This window comes from Mycobacterium sp. IS-1496 (assembly GCF_001499995.1).
Lineage (GTDB): Bacteria > Actinomycetota > Actinomycetes > Mycobacteriales > Mycobacteriaceae > Mycobacterium.
This window is the reverse complement of the sequence record NZ_LQIU01000023.1, coordinates 67,336-90,998: the sequence shown is the minus strand read 5'-3', so window position 1 is coordinate 90,998 and position 23,663 is coordinate 67,336. Positions and strand designations below refer to the sequence as shown.

14 protein-coding genes are annotated in these 23,663 nt (G+C 71.4%); 9 read left to right on the top strand and 5 right to left on the bottom strand.

Annotated features, from left to right (window positions below):
- Window position 1 precedes the first annotated feature (1 nt).
- Complete coding sequence (locus AU195_RS13555; protein ID WP_059159580.1) at window positions 2-3,142, top strand: ATP-dependent helicase; 3,141 nt, start codon at window positions 2-4, stop codon at window positions 3,140-3,142.
- On the top strand, window positions 3,139-6,402 hold the full coding sequence (locus tag AU195_RS13550; RefSeq protein ID WP_059159579.1) for an ATP-dependent helicase: 3,264 nt from the start codon (window positions 3,139-3,141) through the stop codon (window positions 6,400-6,402). Before AU195_RS13555 ends, AU195_RS13550 begins: the two co-directional genes overlap by 4 nt.
- Here AU195_RS13550 and AU195_RS13545 read toward each other — a convergent pair.
- Complete coding sequence (locus AU195_RS13545) at window positions 6,387-6,782, bottom strand: DoxX family protein (protein WP_059159578.1); 396 nt, start codon at window positions 6,780-6,782, stop codon at window positions 6,387-6,389. The two genes, AU195_RS13550 and AU195_RS13545, sit on opposite strands and share 16 nt — an antisense overlap.
- A gap of 46 nt (window positions 6,783-6,828) precedes the next feature.
- Here AU195_RS13545 and AU195_RS13540 point away from each other — a divergent pair, with 46 nt between their 5' ends.
- Both AU195_RS13540 and nudC read left to right on the top strand, forming a co-directional pair.
- The gene (locus AU195_RS13540; RefSeq protein WP_059159577.1) at window positions 6,829-7,923 is read left to right on the top strand and encodes a potassium channel family protein; all 1,095 of its coding nucleotides are present in this window, start codon (window positions 6,829-6,831) and stop codon (window positions 7,921-7,923) included.
- Window positions 7,920-8,855 carry an NAD(+) diphosphatase gene (gene nudC, locus AU195_RS13535; RefSeq protein WP_059159576.1) on the top strand — a complete coding sequence of 312 codons (936 nt, stop codon included), beginning with the start codon at window positions 7,920-7,922 and terminating at the stop codon, window positions 8,853-8,855. Before AU195_RS13540 ends, nudC begins: the two co-directional genes overlap by 4 nt.
- Window positions 8,856-8,923: 68 nt before the next feature.
- Here nudC and AU195_RS13530 read toward each other — a convergent pair whose 3' ends face one another.
- Window positions 8,924-9,172 (bottom strand): mycoredoxin, encoded by a 249-nt coding sequence (locus AU195_RS13530; RefSeq protein WP_059097740.1) that lies wholly within the window; start codon window positions 9,170-9,172, stop codon window positions 8,924-8,926.
- Window positions 9,173-9,254: 82 nt separating this feature from the next.
- Here AU195_RS13530 and AU195_RS13525 point away from each other — a divergent pair, with 82 nt between their 5' ends.
- Together AU195_RS13525 and AU195_RS13520 are read left to right on the top strand one after the other, a co-directional pair.
- Complete coding sequence (locus tag AU195_RS13525; RefSeq protein ID WP_172800568.1) at window positions 9,255-11,369, top strand: ATP-dependent DNA helicase UvrD2; 2,115 nt, start codon at window positions 9,255-9,257, stop codon at window positions 11,367-11,369.
- A gap of 495 nt (window positions 11,370-11,864) precedes the next feature.
- Window positions 11,865-12,143 carry a WhiB family transcriptional regulator gene (locus AU195_RS13520; protein ID WP_059159574.1) on the top strand — a complete coding sequence of 93 codons (279 nt, stop codon included), beginning with the start codon at window positions 11,865-11,867 and terminating at the stop codon, window positions 12,141-12,143.
- Window positions 12,144-12,163: 20 nt separating this feature from the next.
- Here the strand turns inward: AU195_RS13520 and AU195_RS13515 are convergent, their stop codons facing one another.
- The 3 genes from AU195_RS13515 to AU195_RS13505 form a co-directional block, all read right to left on the bottom strand.
- Window positions 12,164-13,501: a macrolide-binding ATPase MABP-1 gene (locus AU195_RS13515; protein ID WP_059159724.1), complete on the bottom strand. Its 1,338-nt coding sequence runs from the start codon at window positions 13,499-13,501 to the stop codon at window positions 12,164-12,166.
- Window positions 13,502-13,545: 44 nt separating this feature from the next.
- On the bottom strand, window positions 13,546-14,403 hold the full coding sequence (locus AU195_RS13510; RefSeq protein WP_059159573.1) for a hypothetical protein: 858 nt from the start codon (window positions 14,401-14,403) through the stop codon (window positions 13,546-13,548).
- Window positions 14,404-14,464: 61 nt separating this feature from the next.
- Window positions 14,465-15,886: a zinc-dependent metalloprotease gene (locus AU195_RS13505; RefSeq protein WP_172800567.1), complete on the bottom strand. Its 1,422-nt coding sequence runs from the start codon at window positions 15,884-15,886 to the stop codon at window positions 14,465-14,467.
- Between the two features lie 73 nt (window positions 15,887-15,959).
- On the opposite strand from AU195_RS13505, the gene AU195_RS13500 reads away from it, so the two are divergent.
- The 3 genes from AU195_RS13500 (at window position 15,960) to AU195_RS13490 (ending at window position 23,560) form a co-directional block, all read left to right on the top strand.
- Entirely contained in the window at window positions 15,960-16,988 is a 1,029-nt protein-coding gene (locus AU195_RS13500; RefSeq protein ID WP_059159723.1) for a YlbL family protein, read from the top strand.
- A gap of 85 nt (window positions 16,989-17,073) precedes the next feature.
- On the top strand, window positions 17,074-20,091 hold the full coding sequence (locus AU195_RS13495) for a UPF0182 family protein (RefSeq protein ID WP_059159571.1): 3,018 nt from the start codon (window positions 17,074-17,076) through the stop codon (window positions 20,089-20,091).
- 31 nt (window positions 20,092-20,122) lie between these two features.
- Window positions 20,123-23,560, top strand: coding sequence for an ATP-binding protein (locus AU195_RS13490; RefSeq protein WP_502687341.1), 3,438 nt, complete (start codon window positions 20,123-20,125; stop codon window positions 23,558-23,560).
- Window positions 23,561-23,663: the final 103 nt, after the last annotated feature.

Here is a 23,663-nt window from a genome sequence, read left to right as displayed (position 1 = left end):
CATGACCGCACCGGACGTCGAATCGACCACCGCCGAGCAGACCGAGCCGCGCACGCTGCTCGAGCCCGGGCGGCGCGGCGTGGTGCGCCTGCTCGGAGGTCCGGGGACCGGGAAGTCGACACTGCTCGTCGACACGGCCGCCGCGCACATCGCCGCCGGCGTCGATCCGGAATCGGTTCTGCTCCTGACCGGTTCGGCGTCGCTGCGGTCGGCGGCCCGCGCGGCGGTGACCCGCAGGCTGCTCGAGGGCGGCGCCCGTCAGGTGGTGCGCGAACCGCTGGTGCGCACCGTCCACTCGTACGCGTTCGCGGTGCTGCGGCTGGCCGCCCAGCGCAACGGCGATGCCCCGCCGCGGTTGATCACCAGCGCCGAACAGGACGGCATCATCCGCGAGCTGCTCGCCGGTGATCTCGAGGACGGTGACCGTTCGGCGGTGGCCTGGCCCGCCGCACTGCGGCCCGCACTCACCACCGCAGGCTTCGCCACCGAACTGCGCGACCTGATGGCCCGCTGCACCGAACGCGGGGTCGATCCCGTTGCGCTGCAACGCCTCGGCCGCCTGTCCCGCCGTCCGGAGTGGGCGGCCGCCGGCCGGTTCGCGCAGGCCTACGAGCAGATCATGCTGCTGCGCTCGGCGGTGGGCATGGCCGCCCCCCAGGCGACCACACCCGCACTCGGGGCGGCCGAACTCGTCGGCGCCGCGCTCGAGGCGTTCGCCACGGACGCCGACCTGCTGGCGGCCGAGCGCAACCGCATCGGCCTGCTTCTGGTCGACGACGCCCAGCACCTCGACCCGCAGGCCGCCCGCCTGGTGCGGGTCCTGGCCGCGGGCGCCGACCTGACGGTGCTCGCCGGTGACCCGGACCAGTCGGTGTTCGGCTACCGCGGCGCCGATCCGGCGCTGCTGCGCATGGAGGAGGGCAGCACGATCGCGCTGACCCGGTCGCACCGGTGCGCACCCGCGGTGGCGCGCGCGATATCCGGTATCGCGCGGCGCCTGCCGGGGCAGCGCCGCGAGGTCGCCGGCACCTCCGACGACGACGGTTCGGTCGCCGTGCGAATCGCCGCCACGGCACATGCCGAATCCGCGCTCATCGCCGATGCGCTGCGGCGCGCGCACCTCGTCGACGGCGTGCCGTGGTCCGAGATGGCCGTCATCGTGCGTTCGCTGCCGCGCGCCGGGGCGCCGCTGGCGCGTGCGCTGGCCGCCGCCGGGGTGCCCGTCGACCTGCCCGCGGCGGCGCCGTTGGTCGAGGAGCCCGCCGCGCGAGCCCTGCTGACGGTGCTCGAGGCCACCGCCGACGGTGTGACCGGCGCCCAGGCCGAGGCGCTGCTCGCCGGACCGATCGGCCGGGTCGATCCGGTCACGATGCGCCAGGTGCGCCGGGCGCTGCGCCGCGCCGACGGCAGCCGGCCACCGCGGGAGTTCACGGACCTGCTGGTCGGCGCGCTCACCGGACCGCCGCCGGAGGTGTCGGCGGAATTGCAGCGGCCGCTGCGCCGGGTGCGGTCCGTGCTGGCGGCGGCGCGCCGCAGCGTCGACGACGGCCTCGACCCGCGGCACACGCTGTGGCAGGCCTGGCACCGCAGCGGTCTGCAGCGGCGGTGGCTGGCGGCCGCCGAGCGCGGCGGAGCCGCCGGCGCGCAGGCCGACCGCGATCTCGACGCCGTCACCGCCCTGTTCGATGTCGCCGACCAGTACGTCACCCGCACCGCGGGCGCGTCGGTTCGGGGCTTCCTCGATCACGTGGCGGCGCTCGGCCTGCCTCCGGGCCGCCGCGGCGAGCGGCGGGACCCGCAGGCCGTCGCCGTGCTCAGCGCCCACGCGGCACTGGCCGGCGAATGGGACTTCGTCGTCATCGCCGGCCTACAGGAAGGGTTGTGGCCGAACACGATTCCGCGCGGCGGCGTGCTGGGCACCCAACGCCTCGTCGACATCCTCGACGGCGTGACCGATTCCGCCTCGGACACCGTGTCGACGCGCGCACCGCTGCTCGCGGAGGAACGCCGGCTGCTGGTCGCCGCGCTCGGCCGCGCCCGGCGCCGGGTCCTGGTGACCGCCGTGGACAGCGACTCCGGCGCCGAGGCGATGTTGCCGTCGCCGTTCTGCCAGGAATTGACCGCACTGGCCACCGATGAGGATGACGGTCCGCAGGCTCCCGTGCGGGCCCCGCGCGTCCTGGCGCCGTCCGCGCTGGTCGGCCGGCTGCGCGCGGTGGTGTGCGCACCCGACGGCGCCGTCGACGGCGCGGCCCGCGACTGTGCGGCCGCCCAGCTCGCGCGGCTCGCCGCGGCGGGAGTCCCGGGTGCGGACCCCGGCCAGTGGCATGCCATGACCGCGCTGTCCACCGACGAACCGCTGTGGAGCGACGAACAGCAGGTGGTCACGTTGTCACCGTCGACGTTGCAGACTTTGACCGACTGCCCGCTGCGCTGGTTGCTCGAGCGCCACGGCGGCCGCGACGGCCGCGACGTGCGGTCCGCGGTCGGATCACTGCTGCACGCGCTGGTGTCGGAATCGGGGCGGACGGAGAGTCAGCTGCTCAACGACCTCGAGCGGGTGTGGGAGGACCTGCCGTACGAGGCGCAGTGGCACGCCGCCAACGAGCTGACCCGCCATCAGGCCATGCTGTCGGCGTTCGAGCAGTGGCGCGCTCAGACGCGCCGCGAGCTGACCGAGGTCGGCACCGAGGTGGACGTCGACGGCGTCATCTGCGACGCGGCTGACGGCCGGCCTGCGGTACGGGTGCGCGGGCGCCTCGACCGGTTGGAGCGCGACAGCGCCGGCCGGCTGGTGGTCGTGGACATCAAGACGGGCAAGAGCCCGGTCACCAAGGACGACGCTCAGCGGCACGCCCAGCTGGCGATGTACCAACTGGCCGTCGCGGCGGGTCTGCTCGCCGAGGGCGACGTGCCCGGCGGCGGCAAGCTGGTGTACCTGGGCAAGAGCGGCGCGGCCGGGCCGACTGAACGCGAGCAGGACGCGATGACCGCCGACGCGGTCGCGCAGTGGAGGAGCGACGTGGGCGAGGCCGCGGCCGCCACGCAGGGGCCGGCATTCGTCGCACGGGTCAACACCAACTGCACACACTGCCCGGTGCGCAGCAGCTGCCCCGCCCAGTCCGCGGGAGAGCGGGCATGACCGCGCGGTTCAGTCCCGCCGAATTGGCCTCGGCGCTCGGACTTTTCGCCCCCACCGACGAACAGGCGGCGGTGATCGCGGCGCCGCCGGGCCCGGTCGTCGTGATCGCCGGGGCGGGTGCGGGCAAGACCGAGACGATGGCCGCCCGGGTGGTGTGGCTGGTCGCCAACGGCTACGCCACCCCGGGCCAGGTGCTCGGGCTGACCTTCACCCGCAAGGCGGCCGGTCAGTTGCTGCGCCGGGTGCGCACCCGGCTGGCGCGGCTGTCCGGTGCCGGGCTGGTGCCCGGTCTCGACACCGCCGACGACCCGCCGACGGTCAACACCTACCACGCGTTCGCCGGCAGCCTGCTGCGTGAACACGGTCTGCTGCTGCCGATCGAGCCGGACACCCGGCTGGTCGGGGAGACCGAACTGTGGCAGCTGGCGTATCGCGTGGTGTGCGAACATCCCGGCCCGCTCGACATCGACAAGACACCGGCGGCCGTCACCGACATGGTGCTTCGCCTCGCCGGGCAACTGGCCGAGCATCTGGTCGACACCGGCGAACTGCGCGACACCCACGTCGAACTCGAGCGGCTGGTGCACACGCTGCCCGCCGGGCCCTATCAACGCGACCGGGGGCCGAGCCAGTGGCTGCTGCGGATGCTGGCGACGCAGACCGAGCGCACCGAGCTCATCCCGCTGATCGACGCCCTGCACCGGCGGATGCAGTCGGAGAAGGTGATGGACTTCGGGATGCAGATGGCCGCCGCCGCCCGGCTGGCCGCCGCATTCCCTCAGGTCGGCGCCGAGCTGCGGGCCCGGTACCGCGTGGTGCTGCTCGATGAGTACCAGGACACCGGGCACGCGCAGCGGGTGGCGTTGTCGGCGTTGTTCGGTGGCGGTGTGGACGACGGCCTGGCGTTGACCGCGGTCGGCGACCCCATCCAGTCGATCTACGGGTGGCGCGGCGCGTCGGCGACCAACCTGCCCCGCTTCGCCACCGACTTCCCGCTCTCCGACGGCAGCCCCGCCCGCGTTCTGGAGCTTCGCACCAGTTGGCGCAATCCGCCGAGCACATTGCATCTGGCCAACGCGGTGTCCACGGAAGCGCGGCAGCGTTCCGTGGCGGTGCGGTCGCTGCGGCCACGGCCGGGCGCCGAGCCGGGGACCATCCGGTTGGCCCTGCTCAACGACGTTGCTGCAGAACGTGATTGGGTGGCCGACGAGGTGGCGCGGCGCTACCACGCCGGCCGGGCCGAGGACGAGGCCCCGCCCACGGCGGCGGTGCTGCTGCGTCGCAACGCCGACGCGGCGCCGATGGCCGAGGCGCTCACCGCGCGGGGGGTGCCCGTGGAGGTGGTGGGGTTGGCGGGTCTGCTCGGGGTCGCCGAAGTCGCGGACGTGGTGGCGATGTTGCGTCTGGTGGCCGATCCCACCGCGGGTGCGGCGGCGATGCGCACCGTGACCGGACCGCGGTGGCGTCTCGGTGGACGCGACATCGCGGCGCTGTGGCGGCGGGCCGTCGAACTGGACGACGGCGGACCTGGTCCGGAGGCGACGGCGGCCGAGATCGTCGCGCACGACGCGCCGGACGCCGATGCCGCCTGCCTGGCCGACGCGATCTGTGACCCGGGTGCCGCCGAACGGTACTCGCCGGAGGGCTACCGGCGCATCGTGGCGCTCGGTCGCGAATTGACCTTGCTGCGTGGTCATCTCGGGATGGCGTTGCCCGACCTCGTCGCCGAGGTGCGCCGGGTGCTCGGTGTCGACGTCGAGGCCCGCGCCGGTATGCCGGTGCCGTCGGGCTGGTCGGGTACCGAGCATCTCGACGCGTTCGTCGACGTCGTCGCCGACTACGCGGGCCGCCCCGGCGCCACGGTCGGCGGGCTGCTCGCCTACCTCGATGCGGCGATGGAGCGGGAGAACGGGCTGGCGCCCGCGGATCTCGCGGTCTCCACCGAGCGGGTGCAGATCCTGACGGTGCACGCGGCCAAGGGACTGGAATGGCAGGTGGTGGCGGTGCCGCACCTGAGCGGACGGATCTTCCCGTCGACCGCGCAGGCCCGGACGTGGCTGACCGATCCGGCCGATCTGCCTCCGCTGCTACGGGGTGACCGGGCGACCACCACCGAGCATGGCGTACCGGTGCTCGACACCTCCGACGTCAACGACCGAAAGATCCTGTCCGACAGGATCAACGACCACAAGCGCCGCCTCGAGCAGCGCCGCACCGACGAGGAGCGCCGACTGCTCTACGTCGCGCTGACCCGCGCCGAGGACACGCTGCTGCTCTCGGGGCACCACTGGGGTGGGACGGAGGCGAAGCCGCGGGGCCCGTCGGAGTTCCTCGAGGAGCTCAAGGACATCGTCGACCGCGCTGAGCAGGCCGGTCAACCGTGCGCAGTGGTCGACCAGTGGGCGCCGCCGCCCCCCGACGGGGAGAAGAACCCGTTGCGCGACAACGTCACGGAGGTGCCGTGGCCCGCCGACCCGGCCGGTGATCGGCGTGCCGCGCTCGACCGCGGTGCGGAGTTGGTGACCAGGGCGATGGCGGGTGCGGCGGGGCCGGTTGACGATGTGGACGGCTGGGCGGCCGACGTGGACGCGCTGCTCGCCGAACGGGAGCGGGCCGCGCAGAAGCCGTCGCCGGCGTTGCCCGCCGAGGTGTCGGTCAGCACGCTGGTCAGCCTCAGCGACGACCCGGAAGCGGTGCTGGCCCGCCTCAACCGGCGGGTGCCCGCTCGCCCCGACCCGAATGCGTCGCTCGGCACGGCCTTCCACGACTGGGTGCAGCGCTACTTCGGCGCCGAGCGGCTGTTCGATCTCGATGATCTGCCCGGAGCCGTCGACAGCGACATCAGACGCACCGAGGCCGAACAACTCACCGAATTGCAGACCGCGTTCATGGTGTCGCCGTGGGCGTCCCGCACGCCGATCGACGTCGAGGTGCCGTTCGACATGGTCATCGGCGAGACGATGGTGCGGGGTCGCATCGACGCGGTGTTCGCCGACGACGACGGCGGCGCCACCGTCGTCGACTGGAAGACCGGAGCGCCGCCGGACACGCCCGCAGCCGCGCAGCACGCCGCGATCCAGCTCGCCGTCTACCGGCTGGCGTGGGCGCAACTCAGCGGGTGCCCGGTGGAGCGGGTGCGCGCGGCATTCCACTACGTCCGCCCCAACCAGACGGTGCGCCCGGCGGGGCTGCCGGACGTCGAGGATCTGGCGGCGCTGCTGGAGGCGGCGCGGGAACCGGCGCGTCAGGAGGTGCGGTAGATCTTGAGCGCCTGAGTGATCATCGGAACCTGCAGCGGCAGCCGGGCCAGGGCGACGATGCGCATCGGCCACGGCTTGTCCCACCACAGCCGCACCATGTTGACGTTGCCGGGGAAGACCGCCACGTACAGCGCGACGGCGGCCAGCGCTCCCGCCTTACGGGTCTGCGGCGCCGCCAGCGCGGCGGCGACACCGAGTTCGACCACCCCCGAGGCGTAGGTGTAGAACCGCGGGCTGCCGGGCAACTCCGCCGGGATGATCCCGTCGAACGGCTTCGGGGCGACGAAGTGCAGGATGCCGATACCGGTCAGCATGGCCGCCATCCGATTGGCCAGCTTGGACCCGGTGTTGCGCTGCAGTACGGCTGAGGGAGAGGTCATGATTACATTGTGCTGGTGCGGCAGCCCCACCCGGTGACGGACTCTCGTGGCTAAAGGACGTCTGCGGCGCCGGCTCGCCGCCATCGAGCAGGATCTGACGACGCGGCCGGACGCGGCGCTGGTCGACGTGCTGCGCATTCCCGAGCCGTTCATCAGCCCGACCCAGCGCATCATCCGGCGGATCATCTACGCGGCGGGCGCCCTGTTCGCCGCGGTCATCATCGTCTACCTCGACCGGCACGGCTACCGCGACATCGGCGACTCGCCGGACTCGAGCGATCCGCTGTCGTTCCTGGACTGCGTGTACTACGCGACCGTGTCGCTGTCGACCACCGGCTACGGCGACATCACGCCGGTCACCCCGGAAGCGCGGCTGATCAACGTCCTGGTGATCACGCCGCTACGGGTGGCGTTCCTGATCGTGCTGATCGGTACGACGGTGGAGACACTGACCAGCCAGTCGCGCCAGGCGTTGAAGATCCAGCGATGGAGGAGCAGAGTGCGCAACCACACCGTCGTCATCGGCTACGGCACCAAGGGCCGCACCGCGGTGGCCGCCATGGTCGGTGACGAGGTCGCCCCGGCCGACATCGTCGTCGTGGACGAGAACGCCACGGCGCTGGAGCGGGCGAGAAGCGCCGGGCTGGTCACCGTCCACGGTGACGCCACCAAGGCCGAGGTGCTGCGGCTGGCCAGCGCGCAGCACGCCAAATCGATCATCGTCGCCACCGACAACGACGCCAGCGCGGTGCTCGTCACCCTCACCGCACGCGAGCTCGCACCCAACGCGAAGATCATCGCCGCCGCGCGGGAGGCCGAGAACCAGCACCTGCTGCGCCAGTCCGGCGCCGACTCCACCGTGGTCTCCTCCGAGACGGCGGGCCGCCTGCTGGGCATCGCCACGCAGACCCCGAGCGTGGTGGAGATGATGGAGGACCTGCTCACCCCCGATGCCGGCTTCGCGATCGCCGAACGCGAGGTCAGCCCGAAGGAGGTGGGCGGTTCGCCGCGACATCTGCACGACATCGTGCTCGGCGTCGTGCGCGACGGGGGCCTGGTGCGCGTCGACGCCCCCGAGGTCGACGCGTTGGAGACCGGCGACCGGCTGCTCTACATCCGCAGCGCGGACGCCGAACGGTGAGCGACTTCACGTCGCTGCGCAACACCCCGCTGCTGTCGCGTGTCGGCGCCGACCGCGCCGACACGTTGCGGACCGACATCGACGCCGCCACCGCAGGCTGGGCCGATGCGCTGCTGCTGCGGGTGGACCGGCGCAACCAGGTGCTGATCGCCGGGGGGCAGGCGGTGCTGGGGCGGGCGAGTGCGCTGGGCGACGCGCCGCCGGAGCACGCGGTCTTCCTCGGACGCCTGCGCGACGGCCGTCACGTGTGGGGCGTCAGGGCCGCGCTGGAGGCGCCCGAGGACGGCTCCGACGCCGAGGTGCTCGACCTGCGCCGGGCCGGTCAGATCTTCGACGACACGAGCGCACAACTGGTGGCCACCGCCACCGCGCTGCTCAACTGGCACGACCACGCCCGGTTCAGCCCGGTCGACGGCGCGCCCACCAAGCCGGTCAAGGCGGGGTGGTCACGGGTGAACCCGGTCACCGGGCACGAGGAGTTCCCCCGCATCGACCCCGCGGTGATCTGCCTGGTGCACGACGGGCACGACCGTGCGGTGCTCGCCCGCCAGACGCTGTGGCCGGAGCGGTTGTTCTCGATCCTCGCCGGGTTCGTCGAGGCCGGCGAATCGTTCGAATCGTGCGTGGTGCGCGAGATCGCCGAAGAGGTCGGGCTGACCGTGACCGACGTGCGCTACCTGGGCAGCCAGCCGTGGCCGTTCCCGCGCTCGCTGATGGTGGGTTTCCACGCGCTCGGCGATCCGGAACAGCCGTTCGCGTTCAACGACGGCGAGATCGCCGAGGCCGGGTGGTTCACCCGCGACGAGGTGCGCGCCGCGCTGGCCGAAGGCGACTGGAACGCCGCCGCGGGCGGATCGCCGTCGCGGCTGCTGCTGCCCGGCTCGATCTCGATCGCCCGGGAGATCATCGAGTCCTGGGCGTTCGCCACCTAACGCCGAAACGAACACATGGGCGCGGAAGTGCGAGTAGATCGCGCCGTTTCGTCGATCTCGGCGAGGGGTCAGCGGCCGAGTTTGGCCTTGACGTCCTTGATGCTCGGGTTGGTCAGCGCCGAACCGTCGGGGAACTTGACCGTCGGCACGGTCTGGTTGCCGCCGTTGACCGACATCACGAACTCCGCCGCGGCGGGGTCACGTTCGATGTCGACCTCGGTCCACGGGATGCCCTCGACCTGCAACGCCTTCTTGAGGCGGACGCAGTAGCCGCACCACGTGGTCGTGTACATGGTCAAGGTGTCAGCAGCACTCATAAGGTCTGCAACGTTACCGACCCGCTCGACATGCCCGACACGGACCGGGCGGTTGTCGGTGCGCCCTGTCAAGATGGGTCGCATGCCAGTCGAGGTCCCCACCTCGTCGCGGGAGCGGCTGCTTGCCGACCTGGACGAGGAACAGCGCGAGGCCGTCCTGGCGCCCCGGGGGCCGGTCTGCGTGCTCGCCGGTGCCGGCACCGGCAAGACCCGCACCATCACCCGCCGGATCGCCCACCTCGTCGCCGCCGGCCACGTCGCGCCCGGGCAGGTGCTGGCCGTGACCTTCACGTCCCGCGCCGCGGGGGAGATGCGGGCCCGGCTGCGGGCGCTCGACCAGGAGGCCGGCGGCGTCGGCACCGGATCGGTCCAGGCGATGACGTTCCACGCCGCCGCCCGCCGTCAGCTGCGGTACTTCTGGCCCCGCGTCGTCGGCGACACCTCATGGCAACTGCTCGACAGCAAGTTCTCCGTGGTCGCCCAGGCCGCCAACCGGGCCCGCGTCCAGGCGGGCACCGACGACGTCCGTGACCTCGCCGGCGAGATCGAATGGGCGAAGGCGTCGCTGATCAGCCCTGAGGCCTATCCGGGCGCGGTCGCGCAGGCCGGGCGTGACATCCCGATGGACGCCGCGAAGGTGGCCGCCGTCTACGCCGGGTACGAGGCACTCAAGGCCCGCCACGACGGCACCGCGCTCCTCGACTTCGACGACCTGCTCCTGCACACCGCCGCCGCGATCGAGAACGACGCCGCGGTGGCCACCGAGTTCCGCGACCGCTACCGCTGTTTCGTCGTCGACGAATACCAGGACGTGACGCCCCTGCAGCAACGGGTGCTCGACGCGTGGCTCGGCCCCCGTGACGACCTGACCGTCGTCGGCGACGCCAACCAGACCATCTACTCGTTCACCGGGGCCACCCCGCGTTACCTGCTGGACTTCTCGCGCCGGTTCCCCGACGCCGCGGTGATCCGGCTCGAACGCGACTACCGCTCCACCCCGCAGGTGGTGTCGCTGGCCAACCGCGTGATCGCCGCCGCGCGCGGCCGCATGGCGGGTAGCAAGCTGCACCTGGTCGGCCAGCGCCCGCCGGGGCCCACACCGTCGTTCGCGGAGCACTCCGACGAGGTGGCCGAGGCCGCGGCCGTCGCCAAGGACATCCGCAGGCTGCTCGACGCGGGCACCCCCGCCGCGGAGATCGCCGTGCTGTACCGCATCAACGCGCAGTCGGAGGTGTACGAGGAGGCGCTCACCGAGGCCGGCATCGCGTTCCAGGTGCGCGGCGGCGAGGGCTTCTTCAGCCGCCAGGAGATCCGCCAGGCGCTCGTCGCGCTGCAGCGCGCCGCCGAACGCGACGTCGAGGGCGAGGTGGCCGATATCGTCCGGGCCGTGCTCGAACCGCTCGGGCTCACCGCGGAGCCGCCTGCGGGCACCCGCGCCCGGGAACGCTGGGAGGCGCTCAGCGCACTGGCCGAACTCGTCGACGAAGAGGTCGCGCTGCGGCCGGGTCTGGACATCCGCGGTCTGGTCACCGAACTGCGCCAGCGCGCCGATGCCCGGCACCCACCCGTCGTCCAGGGCGTCACGCTCGCGTCGTTGCACGCGGCCAAGGGGCTGGAGTGGGATGCGGTCTTCCTCGTCGGCCTGGCCGACGGCACCCTGCCGATCTCGCACGCGCTGACCCACGGCCCCGACAGTGAGCCGGTGGAGGAGGAACGCCGGCTGCTCTACGTCGGAATCACCAGGGCGCGCGTGCATCTCACGTTGAGCTGGGCGCTGGCCCGGGCGCCGGGCGGACGTCAGGGCCGGCGGCCGTCGCGGTTCCTCAACGGGGTGGCGCCGCAGGCCGCGTCCGAGCCGTCGGCGAACCGGCCGCGCCGCGCCAAGGGGGCGACACCGCGCTGCCGGGTGTGCAACAACGCGCTGACGACGCCCGCGGCGATCATGTTGCGCCGCTGCGAGACCTGCTCCTCCGACATCGACGAACAGCTGCTCGCGGCGCTCAAGGAGTGGCGGCTGCGGACGTCGAAGGAACTCGGGGTCCCGGCCTTCGTCGTGTTCACCGACAACACGCTGATCGCCATCGCCGAGTCGCTGCCCACCGACGAGGCGGCGCTTGTCGCGATCCCCGGGATCGGCGCTCGCAAGCTCGAGCAGTACGGCGCCGACGTTCTGTCGTTGGTCAACGCGCGCGGCTGAGACTGCCACCTACCGCAAAGATCGCGCCAAAACCGCTGGTAGAAAATGAGTTGTGCGTTTTCGCTGCTAGGCTCTAGCCTCAAGATCACACGTTGGGCGGCGAGAAGAAAGGAGGGTGCCCGGATCATGGACAGCAATTTCGTGTTCACCGGCGTAGCCGTTGCCGGCATCGCACGCACCCTTCGGACGGTCGCTCCGATCTCCGTCGCAGCACCGCATCCCGCGTGGGCACCGGCCGGCATTCCGGCTCATGCCGCGGCCATGCGCGCTGCCATTCCCGCGCAGCGCAAGCGCCGTGCCGCTACCGCCGCGACCCGCAGTCCGTGGAACGGGGCCCTACCCAGGTAAGCCCCCAACCAAGCCGAATGGCCACGGACCCGCAGTCGCCGGATCCGTGGCCATGGTCTTTCCAGGGGAACTCCCACCAAAGACCTGGTCTCGGATCCAGCCAAAGACAGATGGCCGAGGAAACACCGACCAGGAAGCAGGAATCTCATGTCCGTGGAGACATGCCTCGAGAGGGTGCTACCCGAATTGCCGTGTCATGTCGGCGATCCCGATCTGTGGTTCGCCGAGAGCCCCGCCGACCTCGAGCGCGCCAAGACGCTGTGTGCGCAGTGCCCGATCCGCCGCGAGTGCCTGACGGCGGCGCTGGAGCGTCAGGAGCCGTGGGGGGTTTGGGGCGGCGAGATCTTCGAACGAGGCACCGTCGTCGCGCGTAAGCGTCCGCGTGGCCGCCCACGCAAGAACGCGGAAGGCGCTGTCGCGGCGTAACTTTCGTCCCGACCCCGGCGCTACACCGCGTCGGGGTCGGCGAATCCCGGCACCATCTGCTCGGCGATGCGTCGGGTGTCCACATGCGCATCCAGCTGGCACGAGATCGCGACGATCGACGCGATCACCCGCATCGGGATCGCGAGCTTGGGCGGGATGTCCATCTGGCGGGCGGCCTTGATCTGCCCGGCCGCTTTGTCCAGCTCGAGCGTCGTCATCTTCTGCAGCCACTTACGGCTGTAGTGGAAGACCGGAACCTCGAGGGGTTCGACGTACTGCTTGAGCATGTCGTCGATCTCGCGGACGGAAACCTGCTGGCCCTTCTGGATGAACCCGGCACGCTCCATGGTCGGCAGCAGTTTGTCGTAGTTCTTGTCCACTGCATAGCGCAGGAGCTGGCCGAGCTCGACCGGCCAGCCACCGGGCATCGGCGCCACCGCGCCGAAGTCGATGATGCCCATCCGGTTACCGGACATCAACATGAAGTTGCCGGGATGGGCGTCGCCGTGGACCATCCCGAGGCGTGTCGGCGCGTCGTCGCAGAATTCGAACAGGCGGGTGGCCATCAAGTCGCGCTGTTCCTGGGTGCCTTCCCGGATGATGTGCGACAGCGGGATCCCGTCGATCCATTCCTGGATGACGACCTTCGGGGCGCTGGCCACCACGTGTGGCACCACGAAGTTCGGATCGCCCTCGTAGGCCTTGGCGAACGCCCGCTGATTGTCGGCCTCGAGCCGGTAGTCGAGCTCCATCTCGGTGCGCTCGATGAGCTCGTCGACGACGCCCTGGACGTCTGCGCCGGGTGCGAGCTGCTTGAGCACACTGACCATGCGCTGCATCGTCTTCAGGTCGGCGCGCAGCGCCTCGTCGGCGCCGGGGTACTGGATCTTGACCGCGACCTCGCGGCCGTCGGCCCACACCGCCTTGTGCACCTGGCCGATGCTGGCCGAGGCGATCGGCTTGTCGTCGAAGGAGGCGAAGCGCTCCCGCCACTTGGTGCCCAGCTGGGCGTCGAGCACCCGGTGCACCTTGGCGGCGGGCAGCGGTGGGGCGTCTTTCTGCAGTTTGGTCAGCGCCTCGCGGTACGGCTTGCCGTACTGCTCGGGGATGGCGGCCTCCATCACCGACAGGGCCTGGCCGACCTTCATCGCGCCGCCCTTGAGCTCGCCGAGCACGGTGAAGAGTTGTTGGGCCGCCTTGTCCATCAGTTCGGCGTTGACCTCGTCGCGGGATTTGCCGGTCAGCCGTTTGCCGAAGCCCAGCGCCGCGCGCCCGGCCATGCCGACCGGCAGGCTCGCCAGCTTCGCGTTGCGGGCGGCGCGCCCGCGCTTGATGTCAGCCACCAGACCATCATCCATGACGGCGCCGGTCCAACCGACAGCGAACGGACCACAACCGGTCCTCAGCAGGTGCAGCGCGGATGCCGCGGCCACCGCCGCACGACGGTGGTGCGGGTGCCGACGTCGAATTCCCAGGTGGTGTCCGTGGCGGCCGGGTCCGCCGCGCTCGTGGGGTCGCCGGTGTCGCGGACCGCCCGCAGCACCCGGTGGATGCGGTCGAGCGCGACGGCCGCGGTGGCCAGCACGGTTGCCCGGTCGGCGGTGCCGACGGTGCCGCGCAGCTGGGCCGCCAGCGCCGGCCACGCCGCGTCGCGGTCACTGCGGTGCAGATCAGCGCAGGCCAGGCAGCTCGTGCGGCCCGGGAACACCAGCGGTCCGATCAGCCCGGTGCCGTCGCGCACCCGGACCGGAAGATGCGCGACGCGCGCGGTGTGCAGATCGCGCACCATCCGGGGTTCGGTCACCAGGTAGTCCGCCAGGACGACGAGGTCGGTGGCCTCGGGCGGGGCGGGCGCCTTCGGGGTGCGGGTGTGTCCGACGCGGGCGCCCGAACACCGCAGGCTCGCGACCAGCAGATCGGACAGCGGTCCGCGGCCGTGGATCCGGACGTTCGGGGTGCGGCGGCGGCGAGGCGGGTCGGTGGTCAGTACGCCCGCGTCCGCGAGCGCGGACGCGAGTTCGGCGAGGTCGGCCGGGTCGGCGGTCCCGTGCCGGTCTGCCTCGGCGCGCAGGTCGGCCATCGTCATCCCGGCCTGCAGCGCCCGCAGCAGATCGGCCAGTGCCGAGGCGGTCAGCCCGGCCGGCGGGCGGACCAGCATCGCGCGGCGTGGATCCCATCCGAGCTGCACCGCGCCGTCCGGGCGCAGGAGCACCGGCAGGGCCGCGTCGAGCACGTACCGGGACGTCGCGGAAGCGGACATCAAAGGACTCTGCCACGCGGCGGCGGCATCACCCCGCGCTCATCCACAGGGCTGTGGACAACTAGCGCTGTTCGTCCTCGGGGCCGTCGTCCTGGCCCTTGTCGAGGTCGGCGTCGAGGTCGCTGAAGGCCTCCTCGATCGCACTGTCGAGACCGCTGGTGTCGCCGCCGACGATCCGGTCGATGAACGCGGCCGGCTCGTCGAGGTCGTCCGACGACGGCAGCAGATCCGGGTGCTGCCACACGCCGTCGCGGGCGTCGGGGCCGACCGCTTCGGTGAGGCGCTCCCACAGCACCGCGGCCTCCCGCAGCTTGCGCGGGCGCAGTTCGAGCCCGACCAGGGTGGCGAAGGTCTGCTCGGCGGGTCCGCCGGTGGCCCGCCGTCGGCGCAGTGTCTCCGACAGGGCACCGGTGCCGGGGATGCGGTCGCCGAGCGCGGCGGTGACCGCGGTCTGCACCCAGCCCTCGATGAGTGCGAGCAGGGTCTCGAGCCGTTCGAGCGCCGCGACCTGCTCCGGGGTGGCCTTCGGTTCGAAGATGCCCTGGTTGAGCAGCTGCTCCATCTGTGACGGATCGGTCAGCGCCGCCGGGTTGATGCCCTGGGCCAGATCCTCGATGCCGCTCATGTCGACCTTCATGCCGCGGGCGAACGCCTCGACCGCCGACAACAACTGGCTCGACAGCCACGGCACGTGGCTGAACAGCCGGTGGTGCGCGGCTTCCCGCGCGGCCAGGAACGTCAGCACCTCGCTGCGCGGTTGCTCGAGCCCCTCCGAGAACGCCTCGACGGCCTCCGGGAGCAGGGCGGCCACACCCTTCGGGCCGAGCGGCAGCCCGATGTCGGTGGACGTCAGCACCTCCTTGGACAGCTTGCCGAGCGCCTGCCCGAGCTGTGAGCCGAACGCCATGCCGCCCATCTGCGACATCATCGCCAGCAGCGGCCCGGCCATCGCGCGGGCCTCCTCCGGCAGCGCCGAGGCCCACACCGTGGAGATCTGCTCGGCCACCGGGTCGCACAGCCGCTTCCAGGTCGCCAGCGTGTTGTCGATCCAGTCGGTGGGTGTCCAGGCGACCGCGCGGGTGGTGCCCGCGGGCAGCGGGGTGACGCCGTCGAGCCAGGTCTCGGCGAGGTGCACCGCGTCGGCGATCGCCGATGCGGTCTGTGGGGGCACCGGCGCGACGAACCCGATCGCGCTGGACGCCAGTTGCCGCGCGAGGTCGTAGTTCACCGGTCCGGACTGGGCGCCGCCGGCGGCCATGTTGCCTGCGCCGCTGAACATCTCACCGAGTTTGGTGAAGATCTGGCCGAGGTCGGACATGTCGAAGCCGGCGCCGCCCTGCCCGAACATCGAGCTGAACGGATCCGACGGCGAATTGCCCGGACCGGACCCCTCGTCGGGGTCCTTCTTGCGCTTGTCTCGCTCCGGGTCGTCACCCGAGGAGAAGCCGAAAGGCAGGTCAGCCATGCCGTCAACGGTACTCACAGGCGGCGGGTGGTGCGGTGCGCCCGGTCACGCCGTCAGTGAACGGAGCCGGTGCTCCCTTACTGTGGGCGGCGTGAACAGGCGGATTCTGACGCTGCTGATCGCGCTCGTCCCGATTGTGGCGTTCGGCGTGCTGCTCTCTGCGGTGACGGTCCCGTTCGTCTCGCTGGGCCCCGGGCCCACCTTCGACACCCTCGGCGAGGTGGACGGCAAAGAGGTCGTCGACATCACCGGCACCGAGGTGAAGCCGACGTCCGGGCATCTGAACATGACGACGGTGTCGCAGCGCGACGGCCTGACCCTCGGCCAGGCGATGACGCTGTGGATGTCGGGGCGCGAACAGCTGGTGCCCCGCGAACTCGTCTACCCGCCGGACAAGAGCAAGGACGAGATCGACGAGGCCAACACCGCCGATTTCCGCAACTCCGAGGACAACGCCGAGTACGCCGCCCTGTCGTATCTGAAGTACCCGCGCGCGGTCACCGTCGAGAGCGTGACCGACCCGGGACCGTCGGCGGGCAAGCTCAAGGACGGCGACGCCATCGACGCGGTCAACGGCAGACCGGTCGCCGACGTCGAGGAGTTCCAGGCGCTGCTGAAGACCACCAAACCCGGCGACGAGCTGGTGCTCGACTTCCGGCGCAAGGACGAGAACGATCCGCTCGGGACCGCCACCGTCACGCTCGGCAAGAACGAGGACAGGGACTACGGGTACCTCGGCATCGGCGTCGTCGACGCCCCGTGGGCGCCGTTCAAGATCGACTTCAACCTGGCCAACATCGGCGGGCCGTCGGCGGGACTGATGTTCAGCCTCGCGGTCGTCGACAAGCTCAGCTCGGGCGAGCTCAACGGCGGCAAGTTCGTCGCGGGCACCGGGACCATCACCGGCGACGGCGAGGTCGGGTCGATCGGCGGCATCACTCACAAGACCCTGGCCGCGCGGGAGGCCGGCGCCACCGTGTTCCTCGTACCCGCCGACAACTGCGCCGAGGCCAAGTCCGAACCGCAGGACGGGCTGGAGCTGGTCAAGGTCGGCACACTGACCGAGGCCGTCGACGCGCTCAACGCGATTTCCGCTGGTGGCGAACCACCACGGTGCTGATCGAACACGAACCGGCCGGTGCGTAGAGTTGGGGCACGTCGGTGACGACGTCCCCCTTTCCCGTGAGTGAAACTGGAGACACCAAGTGGGTATGCGGCCCCCCGCGAGGATGCCGAAGCTGACACGACGAAGCCGGATTCTGATCGGTGTCGCCCTCGCCGTGGTGGTGCTGCTGCTGATCGGACCGCGGTTCATCGACACCTATGTGAACTGGCTGTGGTTCGGCGAACTCGGTTACCGGTCGGTGTTCACCACGGTGCTGTTCACCCGCGTCGTCGTCTTCCTGGTGGTCTCCCTGCTGATCGGGGCGATCGTCTTCGCCGGCCTCGCGCTGGCCTACCGCACCCGGCCGGTGTTCGTCCCGACCGCGGGCCCCAACGACCCGATCGCCCGCTACCGCACGACGGTGATGGCGCGGCTGCGGCTGTTCGGCTTCGGCATCCCGGCGTTCATCGGCATCCTGTCCGGCATCGTCGCGCAGAGCTACTGGGTGCGCATCCAGCTGTTCCTGCACGGCGGCGAATTCGGCGTCACCGACCCGCAATTCGGCCTCGACCTAGGGTTCTACGCCTTCGACCTGCCGTTCTACCGACTGGTGCTGAGCTATCTGTTCGTCGCGACGTTCCTCGCCTTCATCGCGAACCTGTTGGGCCACTACCTGTTCGGCGGCATCCGGCTGACCGGGCGCAACGGGGCGCTGACCCGCTCGGCACGCATCCAGCTGGTCGCCCTGGTCGGCATCCTGATCCTGCTCAAGGCGTTCGCCTACTGGCTCGACCGCTACGAACTGCTCAGCCACACCCGCGGCGGCAAGCCGTTCACCGGCGCCGGCTACACCGACATCAACGCCGTGCTGCCCGCCAAGCTGATCATGCTGGCGATCGCGGTGATCTGCGCGGTGGCCGTGTTCTCCGCGATCGTGCTGCGCGACCTGCGGATCCCCGCGATCGGTGTCGTGCTGCTGCTGCTCTCGTCGCTGGTCGTCGGGGCGGGCTGGCCGATGGTGGTCGAACAGTTCAGTGTCAAGCCCAACGCCGCGCAGAAAGAGAGCGAGTACATCGCGCGCAGCATCGCCGCGACGCGGCAGGCCTACGGCTTGACCGACGACGTGGTCACCTACCGCGACTATCCGGGCAACGCGCCGGCGACCGCACAGCAGGTGGCCGCCGACCGGGCGACCACCTCGAACATCCGCGTGCTCGACCCGAACATCGTCAGCCCGGCCTTCACCCAGTTCCAGCAGGGCAAGAACTTCTACTTCTTCCCCGAACAGCTGGCGATGGACCGCTACCGCGACGAGGACGGGAACCTGCGCGACTACGTGGTCGCCGCCCGCGAGCTCAATCCCGACCGGTTGATCGACAACCAGCGGGACTGGATCAACCGGCACACCGTCTACACCCACGGCAACGGGTTCATCGCCTCGCCGGCGAACACGGTCCGCGGGATCGCCAACGACCCCAACCAGAACGGCGGTTACCCGGAGTTCCTGGCCAGCGTGGTGGGGGCCAACGGCAACGTCGCCTCGCCGGGGCCCGCGCCGCTGGACCAGCCGCGCATCTACTTCGGCCCGGTGATCGCCAACACCCCGTCGGACTACGCGATCGTCGGCGAGAACGGCACTCCGCGCGAGTACGACTACGAGAACAACGTCGAGACCCGCAACTACACCTACACCGGGTCCGGTGGTGTGCCGATCGGGAACTGGCTGACGCGAAGCCTGTTCGCGGCGAAGTTCGCCGAGCGCAACTTCCTGTTCTCCAACGTCATCGGCGAGAACAGCAAGATCCTGTTCAACCGTGACCCCGCCGACCGGGTGGAGGCCGTCGCGCCGTGGCTGACCACCGACACCACGGTGTACCCGGCCATCGTCAACCGCAAGATCGTGTGGATCGTCGACGGCTACACCACGCTCGACAACTACCCGTACTCCGAGTTGACGTCGTTGTCGTCGGCCACGGCGGACTCCAACGAGGTGGCCGTCAACCGGTTGGCGCTCAACAAGCAGGTGTCCTACATCCGGAACTCGGTGAAGGCCACCGTCGACGCCTATGACGGCACGGTGACGCTGTACGCCCAGGACGAGACCGATCCTGTCCTTCAGGCGTGGATGAAGGTGTTCCCCGACACGGTCAAGCCCAAAGCCGACATCTCGCCGGAGCTCCAGGAGCATCTGCGCTACCCCGAGGATCTGTTCAAGGTGCAGCGCGCGCTGCTGGCGAAGTACCACGTCGACGATCCGGTGACGTTCTTCTCGACGTCGGACTTCTGGGACGTGCCGCTGGATCCGAACCCCACCGCCAGCAGCTTCCAGCCGCCGTACTACATCGTCGCGAAAGACCTTGCCGAGAACAACAGTTCGGCGGCCTTCCAGCTGACCAGCGCGATGAACCGGTTCCGCCGTGACTTCCTCGCCGCATACATGAGCGCGAGTTCTGATCCCGAGAACTACGGGCAGATCACGGTGCTGACCATTCCGGGTCAGGTCAACGGTCCGAAGCTGGCGTTCAACGCGATCAGCACCGACACCGCGGTCAGCCAGGACCTCGGCGTCATCGGCCGGGACAACCAGAACCGGATTCGGTGGGGCAACCTGCTGACCCTTCCGGTCGGCCCGGGCGGTCTGCTCTACGTGGCGCCGGTGTACGCCTCGCCGGGCACCAGCGACGCGGCGTCGACGTACCCACGCCTGATCCGCGTGGCCATGTTCTACAACGATCAGGTCGGCTACGGCCCGACGGTGCGCGACGCGCTGACCGACCTGTTCGGTCCGGGCGCCGACGCGACCGCCACCGGCCCCGCACCCGCCAATCTGCCCGACGGTCAGCCGGCCGCCCAGCAACCGGCCGACGGTCAGCAGCCCACGGCGCAGACCCCGAACAATCAGGCCGGCCGCGCGCCGACACCGCCTCCCGCGGGCGCCATCCCGCCGGGGCCGACGGGGCCGCAGCAGCTGTCCGAGGCGAAAGCCGCGGCGCTGCAGGAGGTCCAGGAAGCGATGAGCGGCCTGCAGGACGCCCAGCGCACCGGCAACTTCGCCGACTACGGCGAGGCGCTGCAGCGGCTGGACGACGCGATGAACAGGTACTCCGAGACGCGCTGACCCGACGCGGAACTGCCCGTAAGCTTCTCCGGTGCAGTTTCGTTTGCTGGGACCGCTGCAGGTGACGCAGGCGGACTCCCCGGTCGACATCGGCCCGCCGAAGCAGCGCGCGGTGCTGGCCGTGCTGCTGCTCGCGGCGGGGCGCGTCGTGTCGGTGGACCGGTTGATCGACGCGGTCTGGGGTGATGACGCCCCGGGCAGCTCGACGGCAAGCCTGCAGGCCTACATCTCCAACCTGCGCCGTGCCCTGCGCGACGGGGGCCAGTCGCAGGTGGCGTCGCCGATCGTGCGGCAACCACCGGGGTATTACCTGGACGTCGAGCCCGGACAGGTCGACCTCGCGGTGTTCGCGGCCGGTTGCGCGAGGGCGGCCACCGCCGTCGACAGCGGTAACTGGGACGAGGCGCTGACCGCCGCGGACGACGCGCTGGCCTGGTGGCGTGGACCGCTGCTGGCCGACCTGTCCGACGAGCCGTGGGTGGCCGGCGAGGCGGCCCGGGCGGAACAGCTGCGGTCGGACTGTCTGGACGCCCGGATCACGGCCCTTCTGGCGCTGGGCCGGGTGCCGCGGGCGTTGGCAGCGGTGGCCGAATTACGCTCGGTCGTACCGCTGGCGGACCGCGGCTGCTGGCTGCACATGCTCACGCTGTACCGGGCCGGCCGGGTGGCCGACGCGCTCGACGTCTACACCCGGCACTCCCGGCTGCTCGACGACGAACTCGGCGTCCAGCCCGGGCGGGAGGTCCGCGAACTGCAGACCGCGATCCTGCGGCAGGCGCCCGAGTTGGCGGCGTGGCCGCGGTCCCCGGAGTGGACGGGCGCCGGTGAGGTGGCGACGCCCGCCGCGCCCGCGGTCGAGCAGGACGCGACGCCGGTGGGCCCGCGGCGCGGTCCGCTGATCGGCCGTGGCCGCGAATTGTCGACGGCCGCCGGTGTTCTCGCCGACGTCGCGGCGGGTGCGGCCCGCTGGCTGGTGCTGTCGGGCCCGGCCGGAATCGGCAAGACCCGGCTGGCGGAGGAGATCGCCGCCCGGGTGGTGGGCGACGGCGGGGACACTGTGTGGGTGAGCTGTCCCGACGAGCAGGCGACACCACCGTGGTGGCCGATGCGGCAGTTGGTGCGGGCGTTGGGCGCCGAACCCGACGAGGTGCTGCAGGTGCCGCCCGACGCCGACCCGGACACCGCGAGATTCCATGTCTACGAACGCATTCAGACGCTCCTCGAATCGGCGCCGCGCACCCTGGCGGTGGTGATCGACGACGTGCAGTGGGCGGACACCACGTCGGCGGCGTGCCTGGCCTACATCGCCGGTGCGCTGCGGGACCACCCGGTGGCGATGATCCTGACCGTGCGCGACGGCGACCACAGCGCCGAGGTGTCGCGGCTGGTGACCACCGTGGCCCGCGGCGATCGCAACCGGCACGTGGCGGTTCCGGCGTTGTCCACCGAAGACGTTGCGGCGCTGGCCAATCAGGTCGCCGACGACCCGGTGACCGATGCCGAGGCGGCGCTGCTGGCCCGCCGCACGGGCGGCAACCCGTTCTTCGTCTCCGAGTACGCCCGGCTGCCCCGCGCCGAGCGGGTGGGCAGCGAGATCCCGGTCGCGGTGAAATCGGTGCTGGACCGGCGGCTGGCCGGACTGGACCCGGCCGCCGTCCAGGTGCTGCGCACGGCCGCGATCATCGGCGACACCCTCGACTCCGATGCCGTTCCGGTGCTGGCTCAGGCCACCGGGATGGACGTCGACACGCTGGCCGACCACCTCGACGATGCGGCCGACGAACGGATCGTGATCGCCGCCCACACCGGCGACGGGTACGCGTTCGCGCATGGACTGCTGCGTGACCACCTCATCGCCGGTCTGCCGCCGCTGCGCCGACAACGCCTGCACGCCACGATCGCCGACGTGCTCGACGGCAGCACTGCGGAGGGAGCGCTGACCCGTCGCGCCCAGCACCTCATCGCCGCCCAACCGCTCGTGGACGCCGCAACGGTGGTGCAGGCCTGCCGGCTGGCCGCCGAGGACGCGACCGCGCGGTGGAGTTCCGACATCGCGGCGCGGTGGTGGCAGGCCGCGCTGGACGCCTACGACCGGTTGCCGGCGGCGTCACGCTCAGAGGAGGAACGCGACGGGCTGACGGTGTCGATGCTGGAGGCGCATTCGCGCGCGGGGCGTGGCCGACTGGTCCTCGACACCGTGGCCGAACAGCTCGGCGAAGCCGTCCGCAGTGGACGGGCCGCGACCGCCGGCCGCCTGGCCAGCGCACTGCTGCGGGCCAGCGGCGGCTGGCCGTGGTTGGCGCCGGGCCACGACCCGGGTGAACTGCTCTCGCTGCTGGAACGGGCCGCGGCGCTGGCCGAAGGGGAACCGGCGGCCGGGGCGCGGGTGTTCGCCGCCCTGGCCGTCGGGCACTGCTACCACGCCGACGCCGGGGTGTCGGCCGGGTACCTCGAACGGGCGGCACGGTTGGCCGAGGCCGCCGGTGACCGCGACGTCGTGGCCGACGTGCTGATGGGCCGGTTGATCACCTACTCCGGGGTGGGCGTCTACAGCCATCGGACCGTGGAGTGGGCCGCGGAGCTGAACGCGCTGGGCCACAGCAGATCCCGTGAGGACACCGTGATCGCGCATTCGGTGGCCACCATGGCGGCGGTCAACCTCGCGGATCTCGACGCGGCCAAACTGCATCTGCAGGAGGGCATCTCGGGCAGTGAGGAGCTGCGTCTGCCGGTGCTGCGGGCGCAGCTGCGCTGGATGGAGGCGGTGCTGGCGGTGTGGCACGGAGACTTCGCGGAGGCGGAGCGCCACCACCGGATCGCGGCGGAGGTCCACGAGCAGACCGAACTGTACGAGGCCGGCAGCGGATTGGTGGCCGCGGTGACGTTGATCCGCGAGAAGGGTGAACCGGTCGCACCGGGCTGGCCGGGGCTGCGGGCCGACTCCGAGAGTGGGGGCCAGGGGATGGTGGGGCTGGTCCACACCGCGTTGCTCACCGTCGACCGCGGGGACGACGCGCGGGCGCAGGCGCTGGCCCGGTTGCAGGAGTGGCACGCCGCGCCGTACCGGCCGCACGTGTGGACCGCGCTCGGCCACGCGGTGCTGCTGGCGCATCTGGCGTGCGACTACGGGTTCGCCGAGTTCGCACCGACGCTGATGGACCGGCTTGTTCCGTTCTCCGACCGGGTCGCGGTGATCGGGCAGGTCGGTGTGGTCGGGCCCGTCGCCCTGGCCACGGCGCGCCTGCACGCCCTGATGGGCGACACCGACCGCGCACTGGGTGACCTCGCCGAGGCGGAGGACATTGCGGCCAGGACCGGGGCGGCCCCGGCACTGCTGCGCTGCCGCCTGTTGCGCTGCGAACTCACCGACGCCGGTCCGCAGCGGCAGGCGGCGGCACGGGCGCTCGCCGCCGACGCCGATGCGCTGGGCATGCGCGGGGTCGCCGAATCGGCACGTCGGCTCGCGTGAGCGGGCTTGGAGGCCACTTGGCACGGCGCTCCAAGCCGACACCAAGCACCTTCCCGCACGGTGGGCACCGACTTCGAGCACAGTGCCGTGAAAGGACCATCGA

Bases quoted from the DNA above. Each gene is read 5' to 3' on its own strand.
- AU195_RS13555 (WP_059159580.1), top strand. From the start codon at position 2: ATGACCGCACCGGACGTCGAATCGACCACCGCCGAGCAGACCGAGCCG.
- AU195_RS13550 (WP_059159579.1), top strand. From the start codon at position 3,139: ATGACCGCGCGGTTCAGTCCCGCCGAATTGGCCTCGGCGCTCGGACTT.
- AU195_RS13545 (WP_059159578.1), bottom strand. From the start codon at position 6,782: ATGACCTCTCCCTCAGCCGTACTGCAGCGCAACACCGGGTCCAAGCTG.
- AU195_RS13530 (WP_059097740.1), bottom strand. From the start codon at position 9,172: ATGAGTGCTGCTGACACCTTGACCATGTACACGACCACGTGGTGCGGC.
- AU195_RS13525 (WP_172800568.1), top strand. From the start codon at position 9,255: ATGCCAGTCGAGGTCCCCACCTCGTCGCGGGAGCGGCTGCTTGCCGAC.
- AU195_RS13520 (WP_059159574.1), top strand. From the start codon at position 11,865: ATGTCCGTGGAGACATGCCTCGAGAGGGTGCTACCCGAATTGCCGTGT.
- AU195_RS13515 (WP_059159724.1), bottom strand. From the start codon at position 13,501: ATGGATGATGGTCTGGTGGCTGACATCAAGCGCGGGCGCGCCGCCCGC.
- AU195_RS13510 (WP_059159573.1), bottom strand. From the start codon at position 14,403: ATGTCCGCTTCCGCGACGTCCCGGTACGTGCTCGACGCGGCCCTGCCG.